The sequence below is a fragment of the Mesorhizobium sp. Mes31 genome (genome assembly GCF_024519675.1).
GTDB lineage: Bacteria > Pseudomonadota > Alphaproteobacteria > Rhizobiales > Rhizobiaceae > Mesorhizobium.
The window spans coordinates 40,529-56,114 of sequence record NZ_JALJRL010000020.1; the positions used below are offsets into that span (position 1 = coordinate 40,529).

Annotated in this window: 11 protein-coding genes; 6 read left to right on the top strand and 5 right to left on the bottom strand. The window is 65.1% G+C overall.

What is annotated here, in order from left to right; all coding sequences use genetic code 11:
• Nucleotides 1–116 precede the first annotated feature (116 nt).
• Nucleotides 117–2,312: a catalase/peroxidase HPI gene (gene katG / locus NR193_RS26850; protein ID WP_256753728.1), complete on the top strand. Its 2,196-nt coding sequence runs from the start codon at nt 117–119 to the stop codon at nt 2,310–2,312.
• A gap of 189 nt (nt 2,313–2,501) precedes the next feature.
• On the top strand, nt 2,502–3,059 hold the full coding sequence (locus NR193_RS26855; protein WP_256753729.1) for a GNAT family N-acetyltransferase: 558 nt from the start codon (nt 2,502–2,504) through the stop codon (nt 3,057–3,059).
• 6 nt (nt 3,060–3,065) lie between these two features.
• Here NR193_RS26855 and NR193_RS26860 read toward each other — a convergent pair whose 3' ends face one another.
• Both NR193_RS26860 and NR193_RS26865 read right to left on the bottom strand, forming a co-directional pair.
• Nucleotides 3,066–4,103 (bottom strand): P1 family peptidase, encoded by a 1,038-nt coding sequence (locus NR193_RS26860; protein ID WP_256753730.1) that lies wholly within the window; start codon nt 4,101–4,103, stop codon nt 3,066–3,068.
• 3 nt (nt 4,104–4,106) lie between these two features.
• The gene (locus NR193_RS26865; RefSeq protein ID WP_256753731.1) at nt 4,107–4,523 is read right to left on the bottom strand and encodes a helix-turn-helix domain-containing protein; all 417 of its coding nucleotides are present in this window, start codon (nt 4,521–4,523) and stop codon (nt 4,107–4,109) included.
• A gap of 108 nt (nt 4,524–4,631) precedes the next feature.
• On the opposite strand from NR193_RS26865, the gene NR193_RS26870 reads away from it, so the two are divergent.
• Entirely contained in the window at nt 4,632–6,863 is a 2,232-nt protein-coding gene (locus NR193_RS26870; protein ID WP_256753732.1) for a heavy metal translocating P-type ATPase, read from the top strand.
• 55 nt (nt 6,864–6,918) lie between these two features.
• Here the strand turns inward: NR193_RS26870 and NR193_RS26875 are convergent, their stop codons facing one another.
• The 3 genes from NR193_RS26875 to NR193_RS26885 all read right to left on the bottom strand — a co-directional run bounded on the left by NR193_RS26875 (nt 6,919) and on the right by NR193_RS26885 (nt 10,239).
• On the bottom strand, nt 6,919–8,103 hold the full coding sequence (locus NR193_RS26875) for an MFS transporter (RefSeq protein ID WP_256753733.1): 1,185 nt from the start codon (nt 8,101–8,103) through the stop codon (nt 6,919–6,921).
• A gap of 155 nt (nt 8,104–8,258) precedes the next feature.
• Nucleotides 8,259–8,468, bottom strand: coding sequence for a DUF2061 domain-containing protein (locus NR193_RS26880; protein ID WP_256753734.1), 210 nt, complete (start codon nt 8,466–8,468; stop codon nt 8,259–8,261).
• A gap of 106 nt (nt 8,469–8,574) precedes the next feature.
• The gene (locus NR193_RS26885) at nt 8,575–10,239 is read right to left on the bottom strand and encodes a Na/Pi cotransporter family protein (protein WP_256753735.1); all 1,665 of its coding nucleotides are present in this window, start codon (nt 10,237–10,239) and stop codon (nt 8,575–8,577) included.
• Between the two features lie 386 nt (nt 10,240–10,625).
• Here NR193_RS26885 and NR193_RS26890 point away from each other — a divergent pair, with 386 nt between their 5' ends.
• The 3 genes from NR193_RS26890 (at nt 10,626) to rpoD (ending at nt 15,570) form a co-directional block, all read left to right on the top strand.
• On the top strand, nt 10,626–10,994 hold the full coding sequence (locus tag NR193_RS26890) for an RcnB family protein (protein ID WP_256753736.1): 369 nt from the start codon (nt 10,626–10,628) through the stop codon (nt 10,992–10,994).
• Nucleotides 10,995–11,148: 154 nt separating this feature from the next.
• Entirely contained in the window at nt 11,149–13,095 is a 1,947-nt protein-coding gene (gene dnaG, locus NR193_RS26895) for a DNA primase (RefSeq protein ID WP_256753737.1), read from the top strand.
• Nucleotides 13,096–13,548: 453 nt separating this feature from the next.
• The gene (gene rpoD / locus NR193_RS26900; RefSeq protein WP_091579413.1) at nt 13,549–15,570 is read left to right on the top strand and encodes an RNA polymerase sigma factor RpoD; all 2,022 of its coding nucleotides are present in this window, start codon (nt 13,549–13,551) and stop codon (nt 15,568–15,570) included.
• Nucleotides 15,571–15,586 lie beyond the last annotated feature (16 nt).

The window sequence follows — 15,586 nt, forward strand, 5'->3', positions numbered from 1 at the left end:
TCGGGCTCCTGGCCATCGCGCCGGCCATGGAGCGGACCGTCTTCCAAGGGCATTCCTGACCCTTGTTCACGCAGCAGTTGAGGCAACGCCCAACACAGCCACGATCGGAGAAAGACATGGACGCCAACACCGACGACAACAGCAAGGGCAAATGCCCGGTCGTGCATACTGCCGTTGGCAGGGTCAACCGCGACTGGTGGCCGAATCAGCTCAATGTCCAGGTTCTCCATCAGCAGTCGCCGCTGTCCGATCCGATGGGGGAGGCGTTCGACTATGCCGAGGAGTTCAAGAGCCTCGACCTCAACGCCGTCATCAAGGACCTGCATGCGCTGATGACGGATTCGCAGGAGTGGTGGCCGGCCGACTTCGGCCATTACGGGCCGCTGTTCATCCGCATGGCGTGGCACAGCGCCGGCACCTACCGCATCGCCGACGGCCGTGGCGGCGCCGGAGCCGGCCAGCAGCGCTTCGCGCCGCTGAACAGCTGGCCGGACAACGTCAATCTCGACAAGGCCCGCCGGCTGTTGTGGCCGATCAAGCAGAAATACGGCCGCAAGATCTCCTGGGCCGATCTTCTGATCCTCACCGGCAACGTCGCGCTGGAATCGATGGGCTTCAAGACCTTCGGTTTCGCCGGCGGCCGTGCCGACGTCTGGGAGCCAGAGCAAGACATCTACTGGGGCCCGGAAGGCAAGTGGCTGGCCGACGAGCGCTATGCTGGCGACCGCGACCTGCAGAACCCGCTCGCCGCCGTGCAGATGGGTCTGATCTACGTCAACCCGGAAGGCCCTAACGGCAATCCGGATCCGCTGGCCTCGGCGCGTGACATTCGCGACACTTTTGCCCGCATGGCCATGAACGACGAGGAGACCGTCGCGCTCATCGCCGGCGGCCACACCTTCGGCAAGACCCATGGTGCGGGCGATGCAGCCCTTGTCGGCGCCGAGCCGGAAGCCGCCGATATCGAGCTGCAGGGCCTCGGCTGGGCTAGCAAGTTCGGCACCGGCAAGGGCGGCGACGCCATCGGCAGCGGTCTGGAAGTGACCTGGACAACGACGCCGACCAAGTGGAGCAACAATTTCTTCGACAATCTGTTCGGCTTCGAATGGGAACTGACCAAGAGCCCGGCCGGCGCGCATCAGTGGACGCCGAAGGGCGGCGCCGGCGCCGGCACGGTGCCGGATGCGCATAATGCTGGAAAGCGTCATGCGCCCTCGATGCTGACCACCGACCTCGCGCTGCGGTTCGATCCTTCCTACGCGACGATCTCGAAGCGCTTCCACGAAAACCCGGATCAGTTCGCCGACGCGTTCGCGCGTGCCTGGTACAAGCTGACCCACCGCGACATGGGCCCGCTCGCCCGCTATCTCGGCCCGCTCGTGCCGAAGGAAGAACTTCCCTGGCAGGACGTCATTCCGGCGGTCGATCATGTGCTGATCGACGAACAGGACGCCGAAGCGCTCAAGGCCAAGATCCTGGCGTCCGGCCTGTCGGTGTCGCGACTGGTCTCGACGGCGTGGGCTTCGGCCTCGACCTTCCGTGGCTCCGACAAGCGCGGCGGCGCCAACGGCGCGCGCATTCGCCTGGCACCCCAGAAGGACTGGGCGGTCAACCAGCCGGCCGAACTCGCTGAGGTGCTCGACAAGCTCGAAGCCATTGCCAAGGACTTCAATGCCTCGCAGACCGGCAGCAAGAAGGTCTCGCTTGCCGACCTGATCGTTCTCGGCGGCAATGCCGCCATCGAGAAAGCCGCGAAGGATGCCGGCCACAGCGTGGACGTCCCCTTCTGGCCGGGACGCATGGACGCCTCCCAGGAGCAGACGGACATCCATTCCTTCGCGCCGCTTGAACCGACCGTCGACGGTTTCCGCAACTATGTCAGCGGCAAGCAGCGGCTGACCGTCGAGGAGGCGCTGGTCGACCGCGCGCAGCTGCTGACGCTGACGGCGCCGGAAATGACCGTTCTGGTTGGTGGCCTGCGCGTTCTCGGCGCCAATGCCGGGCAGTCGAAGCATGGCGTCTTCACCAGGCGGCCGGAAACGCTGAGCAACGACTTCTTCGTCAACCTGCTCGACATGGGCACGGAGTGGAAGGCGACCTCGGACGCCAAGGACGTGTTCGAAGGCCGCGACCGCAAGACCGGCGAAGTCAAATGGACCGGCACCCGCGCCGACCTGATCTTCGGTTCGCACTCGCAGCTGCGCGCGCTGGCCGAAGTCTACGCGACGGCGGACGCCAAGGCGAAATTCACGAGGGATTTCGTCGTGGCATGGACCAAGGTGATGAACGCCGACCGTTTCGACATCGCCTGAGCCGGCAAAGGCAATCCTGACGCGGCTCAACAGCCGCGTCGGGGTGCCGACTGCTCCCGACGACATGGACCAGGGCCGCGTTTCCAGCGATGGGAACGCGGCCCTGTCGCAAGAGGCTACGCCCCGGTGGTACGTTCCTTCCCGAGCGACGCTGCTATTTTGTCGGCACAGCGTCTCCACCGGTGCAGCATGGTCGAAATCGTCAAACCCGCGCTTGAGCATCTGCCATCCTACAAGGCAGCGCTCGAGCGCGGCTGGTCGCCGGACAATGTGCGGCTCAAGGAAGCCACGCGCGAGCAGCTTGCCGCGATCGAAAAGGATCCAGTGGCGTTTCTCGCCGACCTCGACGATCCTGAAGCCAGGGGCGGCCCGATCACCTTGCCCGACGGCAAGCAAGTGCCGCGCCTGCCGGGCTTCCGCCGCTGGATCTGGGATGGCGAAGCCGCTGGCTCGATCGGCTTTCGCTGGCAACCAGGCACGGCAGAGCTGCCGCCGCATGTGCTTGGCCATATCGGCTACGCGGTGGTGCCCTGGAAGCGGCGGCGCGGCTATGCGACCGAAGCGCTACGGCTGATGCTGGACGAGGCGAGGGCGGTCGGCCTGGCCCATGTCGAGATCACCGCCAAGCCGGGCAATCCGGCGTCGCACAAGGTGATCCTGGCCAATGGCGGCAAGCTCGTCGGGCGCTTCTTCGAGGACGCCGCCTATGGCGGGGCGGAGAGCCTGCGGTTCCGGATCGAACTGTAGCTCGCCTTATCGGTTTTCGGCCTGATCGTGCAGCCAGTCGGCGAGCGACGCGCGATGCAAACCGGCCCGGCCCGTGAAGGCGTCGGCTGAAAGCATGGAGTTCAACACGGCTTCCTGCGTGGCCTCGGTCGCCGCCCGGAAAAGCAAGTCGATGCGCGCTTCGTTCAGGGTCACCAGCGGCACCAGGTCGCGGGTTTCATCGTGATCGACCAAATTGCCGGTGCTGAAGGCGATGGCGATATCGCCGCTGCCATGGCCCCAGAAGGAGCCAAGCCTGGCGATGCCTGCTCCGGCGCGGCGCGCTACTCTCTCGAGCTGGCGGTGTTCGAGCGGCACATCGGTTGCCAGCACGACCATGATCGAGCCGCGTTCGGGCTGATCCGGTTGCCTGGGATCGGGCCTGCGCCCATCGGGCAGAATGAGGTCGCCGGCCTTGCCGAAGTTCGACAGGACGAGAACGCCAAGATGGCGTCCGCCAGCCAGATTGATCTTTCGCGACGCCGAGCCGATGCCGCCCTTGAAGCCGAAGCAGCTCATCCCCGTCCCGGCGCCGACATTGCCCTGTTCGACCGAACCTTCGTGAGCGTCCGCCAGTGCGGCGAGGGCGTGCTCCTCGGTTATCGCCAGCGCCTGGATATCGTTGAGCGGGCCGTCATTGCATTCGCCGACCAGCGGATTGACGGTTCCGCTCGTGCGGCCGATATCCGGGTTCAGGCGGATCGCGTCGCGGATCAGCGCCGTGGCGCAGGTGCCGACCGAGAGCGTGTTGGTCAACAGGATCGGCGTTTCGATGGTGCCGAGTTCCTGCACCTGCGTCAGGCCGACAGTCTTGCCGAAACCGTTGATGACATGGCTTGCCGCCATCACCTTCCTGCGAAACAGATTCCCGCCATGCGGCAGGATCGCGGTGACACCGGTGTTGATGTCGCCATTGCGCACCGTGCAGTGACCGACGCGTACGCCAGGCACGTCGATGATCGCGTTGTGAGAGCCCGCCGGCAGGATGCCGCAGGTCAAGCCGTAGTCACCGACAGTCCTGGTCATGTGTCAGATGTGCTCGTCGGCACACAGCGCGTGGTCGGACAGCGCGCGGATGACGTAGCAGTCGCCGACCGTCTTGCCGTCGCAGCAGGAGGCGATGCGCTCCAGCTCGGTTTCCAGCCGCTTCAGCTGGGCGATCTTTTCCCGCACGGAAATCAGTTGTTCCTCGGCGATCCGGTCGGCGTGGCCGCAGGGCTGCTCGGGGTGACCGCTCAGTTCGATCAGCGAGCGGATGTCCTCGACGGCGAAGCCGAGGTCGCGGGCGTGGCGGATGAAAGCCAGCCGCTCCAGCTCCTGCCTGGAATAGCGGCGCTGGTTGCCTTCCGAGCGCTCGGGCGCCGCGACCAGGCCCATCTGCTCGTAGTAGCGGATGGTCGGCACCTTGACCCCGGTGCGGCGCGAGAGATCACCGATCGAAAACATGAATTTTGCCCCTTGAAGCTCTAGTGACTAGAGCAATTATAGTGCCTGACATCAAGGTTCAAGACATGCGAGCCGAATGGTTCGCGAGCAAGACAGACAGGTGACCCAATGACCGCCCCCCTCAAGCAGACGCGGTTCAGGATCGGCGGCATGGACTGCGCCTCCTGCGCGGCCAAGATCGATACGGCGGTGCGCCGCCTCGACGGCGTCGCCGATGTCTCGGTTTCGGTGACCGGCGCCAGCATGACCGTCAGCCACGGCGGTTCGCTCAACGACGACAAGGTGCTGCAGCAGGTGGCGCGGCTGGGCTACGGCATCGTCAAGGCCGGAGCGGTGACCGATGGACGCGCATCGCCGGGGCATGACCATGCCGACCATGACCATGAAGGCCACGATCACAGGGACCATGGCCATGGCGGCGAACAGGTCGCCAAGGCGGCCGCGGGCTCATCTCATCTCCACGGCGATGCCGAGCCGGGACAGGCATGGTGGCGCTCGCGCCGCGCGGCGCTGACGCTGGCTTGCGCCGCAGCGCTTGTTACCGCCTACGGCATCGGCCATTTGTTCCCGGTGACCGAGCGCTGGGTTTTCCTGGCCGCGCTGCTGGTCGGCCTGGTGCCGATCGCGCGGCGCGCGCTGATGGCGGCATTGGCCGGCACGCCGTTCTCGATCGAGACGTTGATGACCATTGCCGCCACCGGCGCCGTGATGATCGGCGCCACGGAAGAAGCGGCCGCGGTGGTGGTGCTGTTCCTGATCGGCGAACTTCTGGAAGGTGTCGCCGCCGGCCGCGCGCGGGCCAGCATCCAGGGGCTTGCCGACCTGGTGCCGAAGACGGCGCTGGTCGAGCGGCCGGGCGGCACGATCGAAGTTCCCGCAGACCTGCTTGTGGTCGGCGATGTGATCGTGGTGCGGCCGGGTGACCGCATTCCGGCCGATGGCGAGATTGTGGAGGGGTCGAGCGATATCGACGAGGCGCCGGTGACCGGCGAGAGCACGCCGAAGCGCAAGGGAATCGCGCAAGCCGTCTTCGCCGGCACGATCTGCAGCGACGGCGTGCTCAAGGTTCGGGTCAGCGCCGCCGCCGCCGACAACACCATCGCCCGGGTGGTGCGGCTGGTGGAGGAGGCGCAGGAATCCAAGGCGCCGACCGAGCGCTTCATCGACCGTTTCTCGCGCTACTACACGCCGGGAGTGCTGGCGGTCGGCGCGCTGGTGGCGCTGCTGCCACCGCTCGTCGCCGGCGGTGACTGGAACGAATGGATCTACAAGGGCCTGGCGATCCTGTTGATCGGCTGCCCCTGCGCGCTGGTCATCTCGACACCGGCGGCGATCGCCGCCGGTCTGGCGACCGGCGCGCGGCGTGGCCTGTTGATGAAGGGCGGCGCGGTGCTGGAAGGCTTTCGTCGGATCACGGCCGTCGCCTTCGACAAGACCGGCACGCTGACCGCGGGCAGGCCGGTGGTGACCGACATCGTGGCGTATGGGCGCGATGAACGCACCGTGCTGGCGCTGGCGGCGGCACTGGAGCAGGGCTCCAGCCACCCGCTGGCGACGGCTATCCTGGACAGGGCCAAGGCCGACAAGGCGCCGGTGCCGCCGGCGCTGGTTGCCAAGGCGATCTCAGGCAAGGGTGTCGAAGGCAGCGTCGGCGGCGTCGCCGTCTTCCTTGGCTCCGGCCAGGCGGCGAGCGAGCGGGTGGTGATGACCGACGCGCAACGCCTTGCCATCGACAGCCTCAACGGCCAGGGCAAGACCGTCTCGGTGCTGGTGGCCGATGGGGTGGTGGCAGGGCTGATCGCCATGCGCGACGAGCCGAGGCCGGATGCGGCGGCCGGCATCATGGCGCTGAAGGCCGAGGGCATCCGCACGGTGATGCTGACCGGCGACAACCGCCGCACGGCGCGAGCCATCGCCGCCTCGCTCGGCATCGAGGCGCGGGCAGAGTTGTTGCCTCAGGACAAGCAGCGCATCGTCGGTGAATTGCAGCGCGAGGGGCTGAAAGTGGCCAAGGTCGGCGACGGCATCAACGACGCGCCGGCGCTGGCCGCCGCCGATATCGGCATCGCCATGGGCGGCGGCACCGATGTGGCATTGGAAACGGCGGACGCGGCGATCCTGCATGGCCGCGTCACGGATGTCGCGCGCATGGTGCGGCTGTCGCGGTCGGTGATGGCCAATATCGGCCAGAACATCACCGTGGCGCTCGGGCTGAAGGCGGTGTTCCTGGTCACCACTATTGCCGGCATCACCGGCCTGTGGCCGGCGATCCTGGCCGACACGGGCGCCACCGTGCTGGTGACCGCCAACGCCATGCGATTGCTGCGCTGGCGGGGGTGAGGCTTTTGGTTGACCACGATCTTTTCGGAAAACCGGTCACTTTCCGGATGGTGGTCTACTCGGCTGGGGCTGTCAGCGGCGGGGTGGCGTTGCTGCGCCACTCCCAGACATACGAGCCGAGCGCCACCGCGACGGCGACCAGCATTGCGATGGCCCCAAGCAGCGGCAGGCTGCGGTAGCCGAAGCCGGCATTGAGCATGGCGGCGCCCAGCGACGCGGCCAGCGCGATGCCGACATTGAAGCCGGATGGAATGAGCGACGAGGCGAGGTTCGAGGCGTCGGCCGTCCAGGCCAGGATGCGGGTCTGGATCGGCGTGCCGATGGCGAAGTTGAGACCGCCCCAGACGATGATGGCGACAACCATCGGCACGGGATAGGGGCTGACGGCATAGATGACGGCGAGCGTCACCGCCTGCAGGGCCAGCATGGTGATCAGCGACGGCATCAGCTTCCAGTCGGAGAGCTTGCCGCCGAGGAAGACGCCGAGCGTGGCGCCGACGCCGTTGAGCAGCAGCACCCAGGGCACCAGGCCCTCGTCGAGACCGGTGACCTCCAGCAGCGTCGGCGTGATGTAGGTGAACAGTCCGAACTGGCCGATCATCAGCATCAGCATGAGGATCAGCGAGGTCCAGACCTGCTGTCGCGCCAGCACGCGAACCTCGCGGGCAAGGCCGGCGGGCCTGGCCGACGATCCTGTGGTGCGCGGCAAAAGGGCTGCCATGGCAAGCGTTGCCGCCACGCCGAGCGCGCACATCACCCAGAAGGTCGCGCGCCAGCCCCAGATGTTGCCGATCGCAGTGCCAGCCGGCACGCCGATGACGTTGGAGACGGTGAGGCCGGACAGGATGACGGCGACCGCCATGCCGCGCTGGTCCTCGCGCACAAGGCCGACCGCGACCACCATGGCGACGCCGAAATAGGCGCCATGCGCTACCGCGACGGCAATGCGCAAAAGCAGCATCGAGGTGAAGTCGGGCGCCAACGCGCAGGCCGCCTGGCCGATGGTGAAGGCGAGGGCGAGGCCGAGCAGCAAGGTCTTGCGCGACAGCGACTTGGTGGCGAGCGCCAGCAGCGGGCCGCCGATGGCGATGCCGCAGGCATAGCCGGAGACGAGATAGCCGGCGGAGGGAACCGAAACGCCAAGCCCTTCCGCCACTTGCGGCAATACGCCGGCGATGACGAATTCGGTGGTGCCGAACGCGAAGGCGGCGATGAACAGGGCGATGAGCGGCAGCGACATGGCGGGGAGCGATCCCCGAGTGCGGCCTCAAACCATGGATGGGCCTCGCGGGCAATCCAGAAATTATGGACGCCGCTTTAGCTTTTCTTGATCGAATTCTCGTGTCACCAGACGCGCGGCGGCTTTGTAAGGCGTCGCCTGTCGCGCCGGGGTCGCTACACCGGGGTCTTGCGTCCGTATGGAATCTTGAGCCACGCCCGTTCGTGGAAATAGTAGAGCAGCGACTTGGTGACGACCTCGGTCAGGCCGATGGTCGCGGCGAGCTTGAGGCTTCCTGTCACGACCAGCGAAATGATCATCGTGTCGATGGTGCCGGTCACGCGCCAGGAAAGCGCCTTGGCGAAACTGCGCGAATGGGTGTCCATCGATTTCCTCCGAAAGGCTGGGCCAACCGACCCTTATCCCGACTGATGGAAACAGCGCAAAGATATTTTGCCGCCGAAACGAGGACGGGTGCGCGATGGCCGTGAATCAGCTCGCCTTCAGCCGCGATCCGGTGAGCAGGCCGCGCTCTTCCAGCACGGGATAGGCCATCGAGGCGAGCAGCGAGTTGATCTGCTTCAAGTCGCGGATGGTGTCGAGGTGGATCGAGCTGGTCTCGACGCTCTTGGCGGTGCCGTCGCGAAGGCGCACGAAATGGCTGGCGCTGGTTTCCTTCTCGCGATCACGCAACTGGTCCTTTTCCAGCACCAGCTGGCGGGCGGTCTCGGGATCGCGCGATACCAGCACGTTGAAGGCAAGCCGCGCATTGGCGAGCACCGAGGCGTGGAAGGCGCACAGTTCGCGCCAGCCTTCGTCGGTGAATTCCAGTCCGCGTTCGAGTTTCTTCTTCACATGCACCAGCATGTTGCGCACGATGATGTCGCCGACCTGCTCCAGCTTGACGCAGGCGCCGATCAGCTCCTGGCAGCGCAGCGCCTCGTCCTCGGTCAGCGGGTTCTTGGTGACCTTGGCCAGATAGAGCTTGATCGCCGCATGCTTGCGATCGACACGGTCGTCAAGGGCTGCCAGCGCCTTGATCTTGTCGGCGTCGGCGCTCTCATAGAGCTCGATGATACGCTTGAGCATGATCTCGACCGTCTCGCAGACCCGCACCACCTCCCGCGTGGCGTTGGCCAGCGCCTGGCTCGGCACGTCGAGCGCGCTTTCGTTGAGCGCCGACAGCTCGACGACGTCGAGCGTGCCAGCCTGTGCCGGCCTGGTGCCCAGAGCGACGATCTTCTCCGAGGCGCGGTAGACGAACCCGGCCAGCGGCAGGCCGGCCAGAAGAATCAGCACATTGAACAGGATGTGGGCGTTGACGATCTGGTCCGCCGCCGTCGAACCGAGGAAGCCGAAGTGCGGCCTGAAGATCATGACCACGATCAGCATGAGCAGCGAGCCAAGCCCGCGCATCAGGAGGTTGCCGATCGGGACGACGCGCACTTCGGGGCTCGAGGAGCGGGTCAGCATCGGCGCGATGATCGAAGAACCGAGATTGACACCGAGGACGAGAACGACGCCGAGTTCCGGCGTGATCAGGCCACGGCCGGCCAGCGTTGCCATCAGGAGAACCGCCGCGATGCTCGACTGGAATAGCCAGGTGATCAGCGCCGCCAGCAGATAGGCGGTGATGGAATCGCTGGAAAAGTAATTGATGATGACCGGCAGGAGCTGACTGTTGCGCAGCGGTTCCGATGCCTGGCCGATCATTTCCAGCGACAGGATCAACAGGCCGATGCCGACCAGGATGCGGCCGGACTGGCGCCAGTCGCGCCGCTCGGTGGCCATGAACATCACCGTGCCGGTGATCAGGCAGAGCGGCACCAGCAGCGTGAGATCGAAGGTGAGCAGCTTGACCACCAGCGCCGAGCCGATCTCGGCGCCGCGCACGGCAAGCTGGCCGGCGGCGCCCGAGACGATGCCGGAGCCGGCGAAGGAGCCGACCAGCAGCGTGACGGCGGTGGAGCTCTGCAGGGCGATGGCGAGGCCGGTGCCAGCCAGCACCGCCATGATCGGATTGCGCATGGTGGCGCGCAATTTGTGGCGCAGCACGTCGCCATAGGCGCGTTCGACGCCGGTCTTCACCATGCGGGTGGCAAACAGCATCAGCGCCACGGCGCCGGCCAGATGCAGAAGGACGACCGAACCGCTCATCGCGGCGCCCGCACGCAGGCAGGGGGCGCGACGCGGGCAGCGTGGCGGGCGAGGTGAAAGACAGGATTACGAGTCATGACCATGGCAGTCGTCGATAATAGCTCGAATATTTTAGCCGGATAATAAAATCTTGTCGATTTCAAGGGTCCGCCACGGCGCGACAGGCCGTGTCGGAAAATGGACGGACGCGCAAATGGTTGCATCGCCAAGCCGCGGTCGTGCCGCGGATGGCAACGTCGCCGCGGTTCTGGCGCCTGGCTTTGCGACGATGTTCAATTATCAGCGGTAAATGGAGGAATTCATTACACAATTGTAATGTGGGTATTCAGTTTCGGTTCATCCCGTGGCGACTATCCCTTGGGCATCGACAACCAAGGAGACTTCTTATGAAACGCATTGTCCTTTCCGCCCTCGCTTTCACGATGCTGGCCGCCACTTCGCTCGCCGGCCAGGCCGCGCCGATCAATGCCCCTAGCGCCCCGCAGTCGAATTACAGCCAGGTCGACTGGCAGAAGCCTGGCCACCACACCGATGTGAAGAAGCGGGTCTTCAAGAAGAAGGTCGTCGTGAAGCGCAACCATTGGCGCAATGGCCAGAAGTATTCGAGCTGGAAGCGCCATCAGCCGATCCGCGACTACGGCCGCTACGGCCTGCATCGCCCCGGCCGCGGCCAGGAATGGATTCGCGTCGGCAACGACTATGTTCTGGTCGGCATTGTCTCCGGCGTCATCTTCGGCGCGCTCGCCGCGCAGTAGATCCCGGCTGACCAGCAACCATGCTGGAACTGAAAAGAGAAGGTGGCCGGCAACGGCCGCCTTCTTTTTTGTCCTGTGGAAACCGGGTATGGTCCGCATTAGGGGTCGTCGGCCCCCACAGGCATGATTATATGAGCGGGAAACGAGTTACCCGATGCGCTTTCCGCCCGCCTTCCTCGACGAGATACGCGACCGCGTGCCGATTTCATCGGTCATCGGCCAGCGTGTCGCGTGGGACAGGAAGAAGACCAACGCGCCGCGTGGCGATTATTGGGCCTGCTGCCCGTTCCATGGCGAGAAGAGCCCGTCCTTCCACTGCGAGGACAAGAAGGGCCGCTACCACTGTTTCGGCTGCTCGGTCTCGGGCGATCATTTCAAGTTCCTCACCGAACTCGACGGGATGAGCTTTCCCGAAGCGGTCGAGAAGATCGCCGACATGGCCGGCGTGCCGATGCCGGTTCGCGATGCGCAGGAGGAACGGCGCGAGAAGGAGCGCGCCAGCCTGACCGACGTCATGGAGATGGCGACCGCGTTCTTCCAGGAACGGCTGCAAGGGCCTGAAGGGGCGAAAGCCCGCGCCTATCTGCGCGACCGTGGGCTGACACCGGCGACGCAGCAATCGTTCCGGCTCGGCTTCGCGCCCGACAGCCGCAATGCATTGAAGGAGCATCTCGCCGCCAAAGGCGTTCCGAAGGCCGACATCGAGGCCTGCGGGCTGGTGCGCCACGGCGACGACATTCCGGTTTCCTATGACTGGTTCCGCGACCGCATCATGTTCCCGATCCCGGATTCGCGCGGCAAGATCATTGCCTTTGGCGGGCGGGCGCTGGCGCCAGATGCCTTGGCCAAGTACATGAACTCGCCCGACACCGAGCTCTTCCACAAGGGCAATGTGCTCTACAATTTCGCCCGCGCGCGTAAGGCGCTGGCCAAGGGCGGCACGGTTATCGCCGTCGAAGGCTACATGGACGTGATCGCGCTGGCGCAGGCCGGCTTCGAGAACGTCGTGGCGCCGCTCGGTACCGCGCTGACAGAAAACCAGCTCGAGCTGCTTTGGCGCATGGCGCCGGAGCCGATGCTGTGCTTCGACGGCGACAAGGCCGGGCTGAAGGCGGCGTGGCGGGCCGCCGACATGGCGCTGCCGTCGGTGCAGGCCGGCCGCTCGGCGCGCTTTGCGCTGCTGCCGGAAGGCAAGGATCCCGACGATCTGGTCAAGGCCGAGGGGCCGGATGCGTTCCGTGCCGTACTGGCCGACGCGAGGCCGCTTGTCGACCTTCTGTGGATGCGCGAGACGGCGGGCGGCGTCTTCGACACGCCGGAGCGGCGGGCGGAACTGGAGAAGACGCTGCGCGAGCTGACCGGCCGCATCCGCGACGAGAGCCTGCGCTACCACTATCAGCAGGAGATGCGCGAGCGCGTGCTGAGCTTCTTCGGTTCGCAGCGCGGTGCGCGCCATGGGCGTCAAGATGGCGGCCGGCCGGGCGAGCGCGGCCAGGGCAAGGCGGCCCCGCCCGGCGGGCAGTTCGCCAAGAGCGGTGGCGGCCGCATCGCGATCACTGAAAGCCTCGGCCAGTCGGCGCTGGTCAAACGCGGCAGCGAGGGGATGTCGATGCGTGAGGCGACGATCATCGTCGCGCTGGTCAACCATCCGGCGCTGATCGACGAGAATTTCGCCCATATCGAATTTCTCGATCTTGCCAACTCCGACCTGCAGCGGCTGCACGCCGCCATTCTCGACGCGATGGCGCATGACATGGCCAATGACCGCCACGCCGTGATCGCGACAATCGAGCGCGCCGGCTGCGCGGAGATCTGGGAGCGCGCCGTCGGCCTGATCCGGCGGGCGCGGCAGTGGCCGGCGCTGGAGACCGCCGCGCTTGAAGATGCCCGCGACGCTTTCAGCCAGGCGCTGCACTTGCAGCGCAGCGCGCGTACCTTACATAAGGAGCTGAAACAGGCGGAAGCGGCGCTCGCCACCGATCCCACGGACGAAAACTATCGGCACCTGATCGAAATTCAGGCGCAATTTCAGGATGTACAGGCGACGGAAGCGCTGATCGAAGGATTCGGCGTGTCCTCGGGCAGGGCCGGGCGGGCTTAGAGCATGATCCCGAAAAGTGGGAAAACATCATGCTTCCACCAAAAGAAAGATAGCGCCGATTCCGGCCCACCGGGGCGGAAGGGGCTCAGGCATGAGAGTGAAATGTGAAAGCGTTGTTGCGCGTGCAATCGGCGCGTGGCGGGCTAAGTCGGGTAATTGATTCGCTTTTTTCATGCGAATCATGCGAGAGGCGCTTGACCTTCCGACAGAATGGCGGAATCAGGACGATTCGAAACGTTAACCCGCACCCGCGTCGACGGGAAATGCAGCGATGTGAGGTACTGGTCACTGGACAGGCAGGCTGCCTGCCACAGATATCAGGGTTAATCTGGACTTAATGTAGATGCAGTTACTGGCCCGGTGAAGCGCGTTTCACAAGCGAACGCATCCAATTTGACTGGTCCGGCAGCTTACGCGGCTTCGATGTTCGGCCGCTAGGAGAAGAAAAAGACTATGGCGACAAAGGAAAAGGAAGAGGTAGAAACCGAACGCGAAGGCGCCACCGATGGCCCTCTGCTCGACCTTTCCGATGATGCTGTCAAGAAGATGATCAAGGCCGCCAAGAAGCGCGGCTATGTCACCATGGACGAGCTGAATTCGGTGCTGCCGTCGGAGGAAGTCACCTCCGAGCAGATCGAGGACACGATGGCGATGCTGTCCGACATGGGCATCAACGTGGTCGAGGACGACGAGCAGGGCGAGGAGCCCGAAGGCGGCGACACCGCCGCCGATGCCGAGGAAGACGCCAACGAACTGGCCGAGCAGACCGGCACCGCCGTTGCCGCCACCACCACCAAGAAAGAGCCGACCGACCGCACCGACGATCCGGTGCGCATGTATCTGCGCGAGATGGGCTCGGTCGAGCTCCTGTCGCGCGAAGGCGAAATCGCCATCGCCAAGCGCATCGAGGCCGGCCGCGAGACGATGATCGCGGGCCTGTGCGAAAGCCCGCTGACCTTCCAGGCGATCATCATCTGGCGCGACGAGCTCAACGAATCGAAAATCCTGCTGCGAGAGATCATCGATCTCGAAGCCACCTATGCCGGCCCCGAAGCCAAGCAGGCGCCGGTGGTCGAGCGCATCGAGGAGGCCAAGGTCGAGGAAAAGCCGCGCCGTTCGCGCGACGAGGAAGACGACATCACCAATGTCGGCGCCGACACGCGCGGCCTGGTCGATGACGACGAGGAAGACGAGGACGAGGCGAGCCTGTCGCTGGCGGCGATGGAAGCCGAACTGCGCCCGCAGGTGATGGAGACGCTCGACGTCATCGCCGACACCTACAAGAAGCTGCGCAAGCTGCAGGACCAGCAGGTCGAGAACCGGCTGGCCGCCGCCGGCACGCTGTCGCCCAGCCAGGACCGCCGGCTGAAGGAGCTGAAGGACCAGCTGATCAAGGCGGTGAAGTCGCTGTCGCTCAACACGGCGCGCATCGAGGCGCTGGTCGAGCAGCTCTACGACATCAACAAGCGCCTGGTGCAGAATGAAGGCAAGCTGCTCAGGCTGGCCGAAAGCTATGGCGTGCGCCGCGAGGAGTTCCTGAAGGAATATCAGGGCTCGGAGCTCGACCCGAACTGGACGCGCTCGATCGGCAACCTGACCTCGCGCGGCTGGAAGGAATTCACCAAGAACGAGAAGGACGCCATCCGCGACCTGCGCGCCGAGATCCAGCATCTGGCCACGGAAACCGCGATCTCGATCTTGGAATTCCGCAAGATCGTCAACCAGGTGCAGAAGGGCGAGCGCGAAGCGGCGATCGCCAAGAAGGAAATGGTCGAGGCCAATCTGCGCCTCGTCATCTCGATCGCCAAGAAATACACCAATCGCGGCCTGCAGTTCCTCGACCTGATCCAGGAAGGCAATATCGGCCTGATGAAGGCGGTCGACAAATTCGAATACCGCCGCGGCTACAAGTTCTCGACCTACGCGACATGGTGGATCCGGCAGGCGATCACGCGTTCGATCGCCGACCAGGCGCGCACCATCCGCATTCCGGTGCACATGATCGAGACGATCAACAAGATCGTGCGCACCTCGCGCCAGATGCTGCACGAGATCGGCCGCGAGCCGACGCCGGAGGAACTGGCCGAAAAGCTCGCCATGCCGCTCGAAAAAGTGCGCAAGGTGTTGAAGATCGCCAAGGAGCCGATCTCGCTCGAAACGCCTGTCGGCGACGAGGAGGATTCGCATCTGGGCGATTTCATCGAGGACAAGATGGCGATCCTGCCGATCGACGCGGCGATCCAGGCCAATCTGCGCGAAACCACGACGCGCGTGCTGGCCTCGCTAACGCCGCGCGAGGAGCGCGTGCTCAGAATGCGCTTCGGCATCGGCATGAATACCGATCACACGCTGGAAGAGGTCGGCCAGCAGTTCTCGGTCACCCGCGAGCGTATCCGCCAGATCGAAGCTAAGGCGCTGCGCAAGCTCAAGCACCCGAGCCGCTCGCGCAAGCTGCGCAGCTTCCTCGACAGCTGATATTCACGAACAACCA

What these genes read in the sequence shown, in the direction of transcription:
- katG (WP_256753728.1), top strand. Translation starts at nt 117, where the DNA reads ATGGACGCCAACACCGACGACAACAGCAAGGGCAAATGCCCGGTCGTG.
- NR193_RS26855 (WP_256753729.1), top strand. Translation starts at nt 2,502, where the DNA reads ATGGTCGAAATCGTCAAACCCGCGCTTGAGCATCTGCCATCCTACAAG.
- NR193_RS26860 (WP_256753730.1), bottom strand. Translation starts at nt 4,103, where the DNA reads ATGACCAGGACTGTCGGTGACTACGGCTTGACCTGCGGCATCCTGCCG.
- NR193_RS26865 (WP_256753731.1), bottom strand. Translation starts at nt 4,523, where the DNA reads ATGTTTTCGATCGGTGATCTCTCGCGCCGCACCGGGGTCAAGGTGCCG.
- NR193_RS26870 (WP_256753732.1), top strand. Translation starts at nt 4,632, where the DNA reads ATGACCGCCCCCCTCAAGCAGACGCGGTTCAGGATCGGCGGCATGGAC.
- NR193_RS26875 (WP_256753733.1), bottom strand. Translation starts at nt 8,103, where the DNA reads ATGTCGCTGCCGCTCATCGCCCTGTTCATCGCCGCCTTCGCGTTCGGC.
- NR193_RS26880 (WP_256753734.1), bottom strand. Translation starts at nt 8,468, where the DNA reads ATGGACACCCATTCGCGCAGTTTCGCCAAGGCGCTTTCCTGGCGCGTG.
- NR193_RS26885 (WP_256753735.1), bottom strand. Translation starts at nt 10,239, where the DNA reads ATGAGCGGTTCGGTCGTCCTTCTGCATCTGGCCGGCGCCGTGGCGCTG.
- NR193_RS26890 (WP_256753736.1), top strand. Translation starts at nt 10,626, where the DNA reads ATGAAACGCATTGTCCTTTCCGCCCTCGCTTTCACGATGCTGGCCGCC.
- dnaG (WP_256753737.1), top strand. Translation starts at nt 11,149, where the DNA reads ATGCGCTTTCCGCCCGCCTTCCTCGACGAGATACGCGACCGCGTGCCG.
- rpoD (WP_091579413.1), top strand. Translation starts at nt 13,549, where the DNA reads ATGGCGACAAAGGAAAAGGAAGAGGTAGAAACCGAACGCGAAGGCGCC.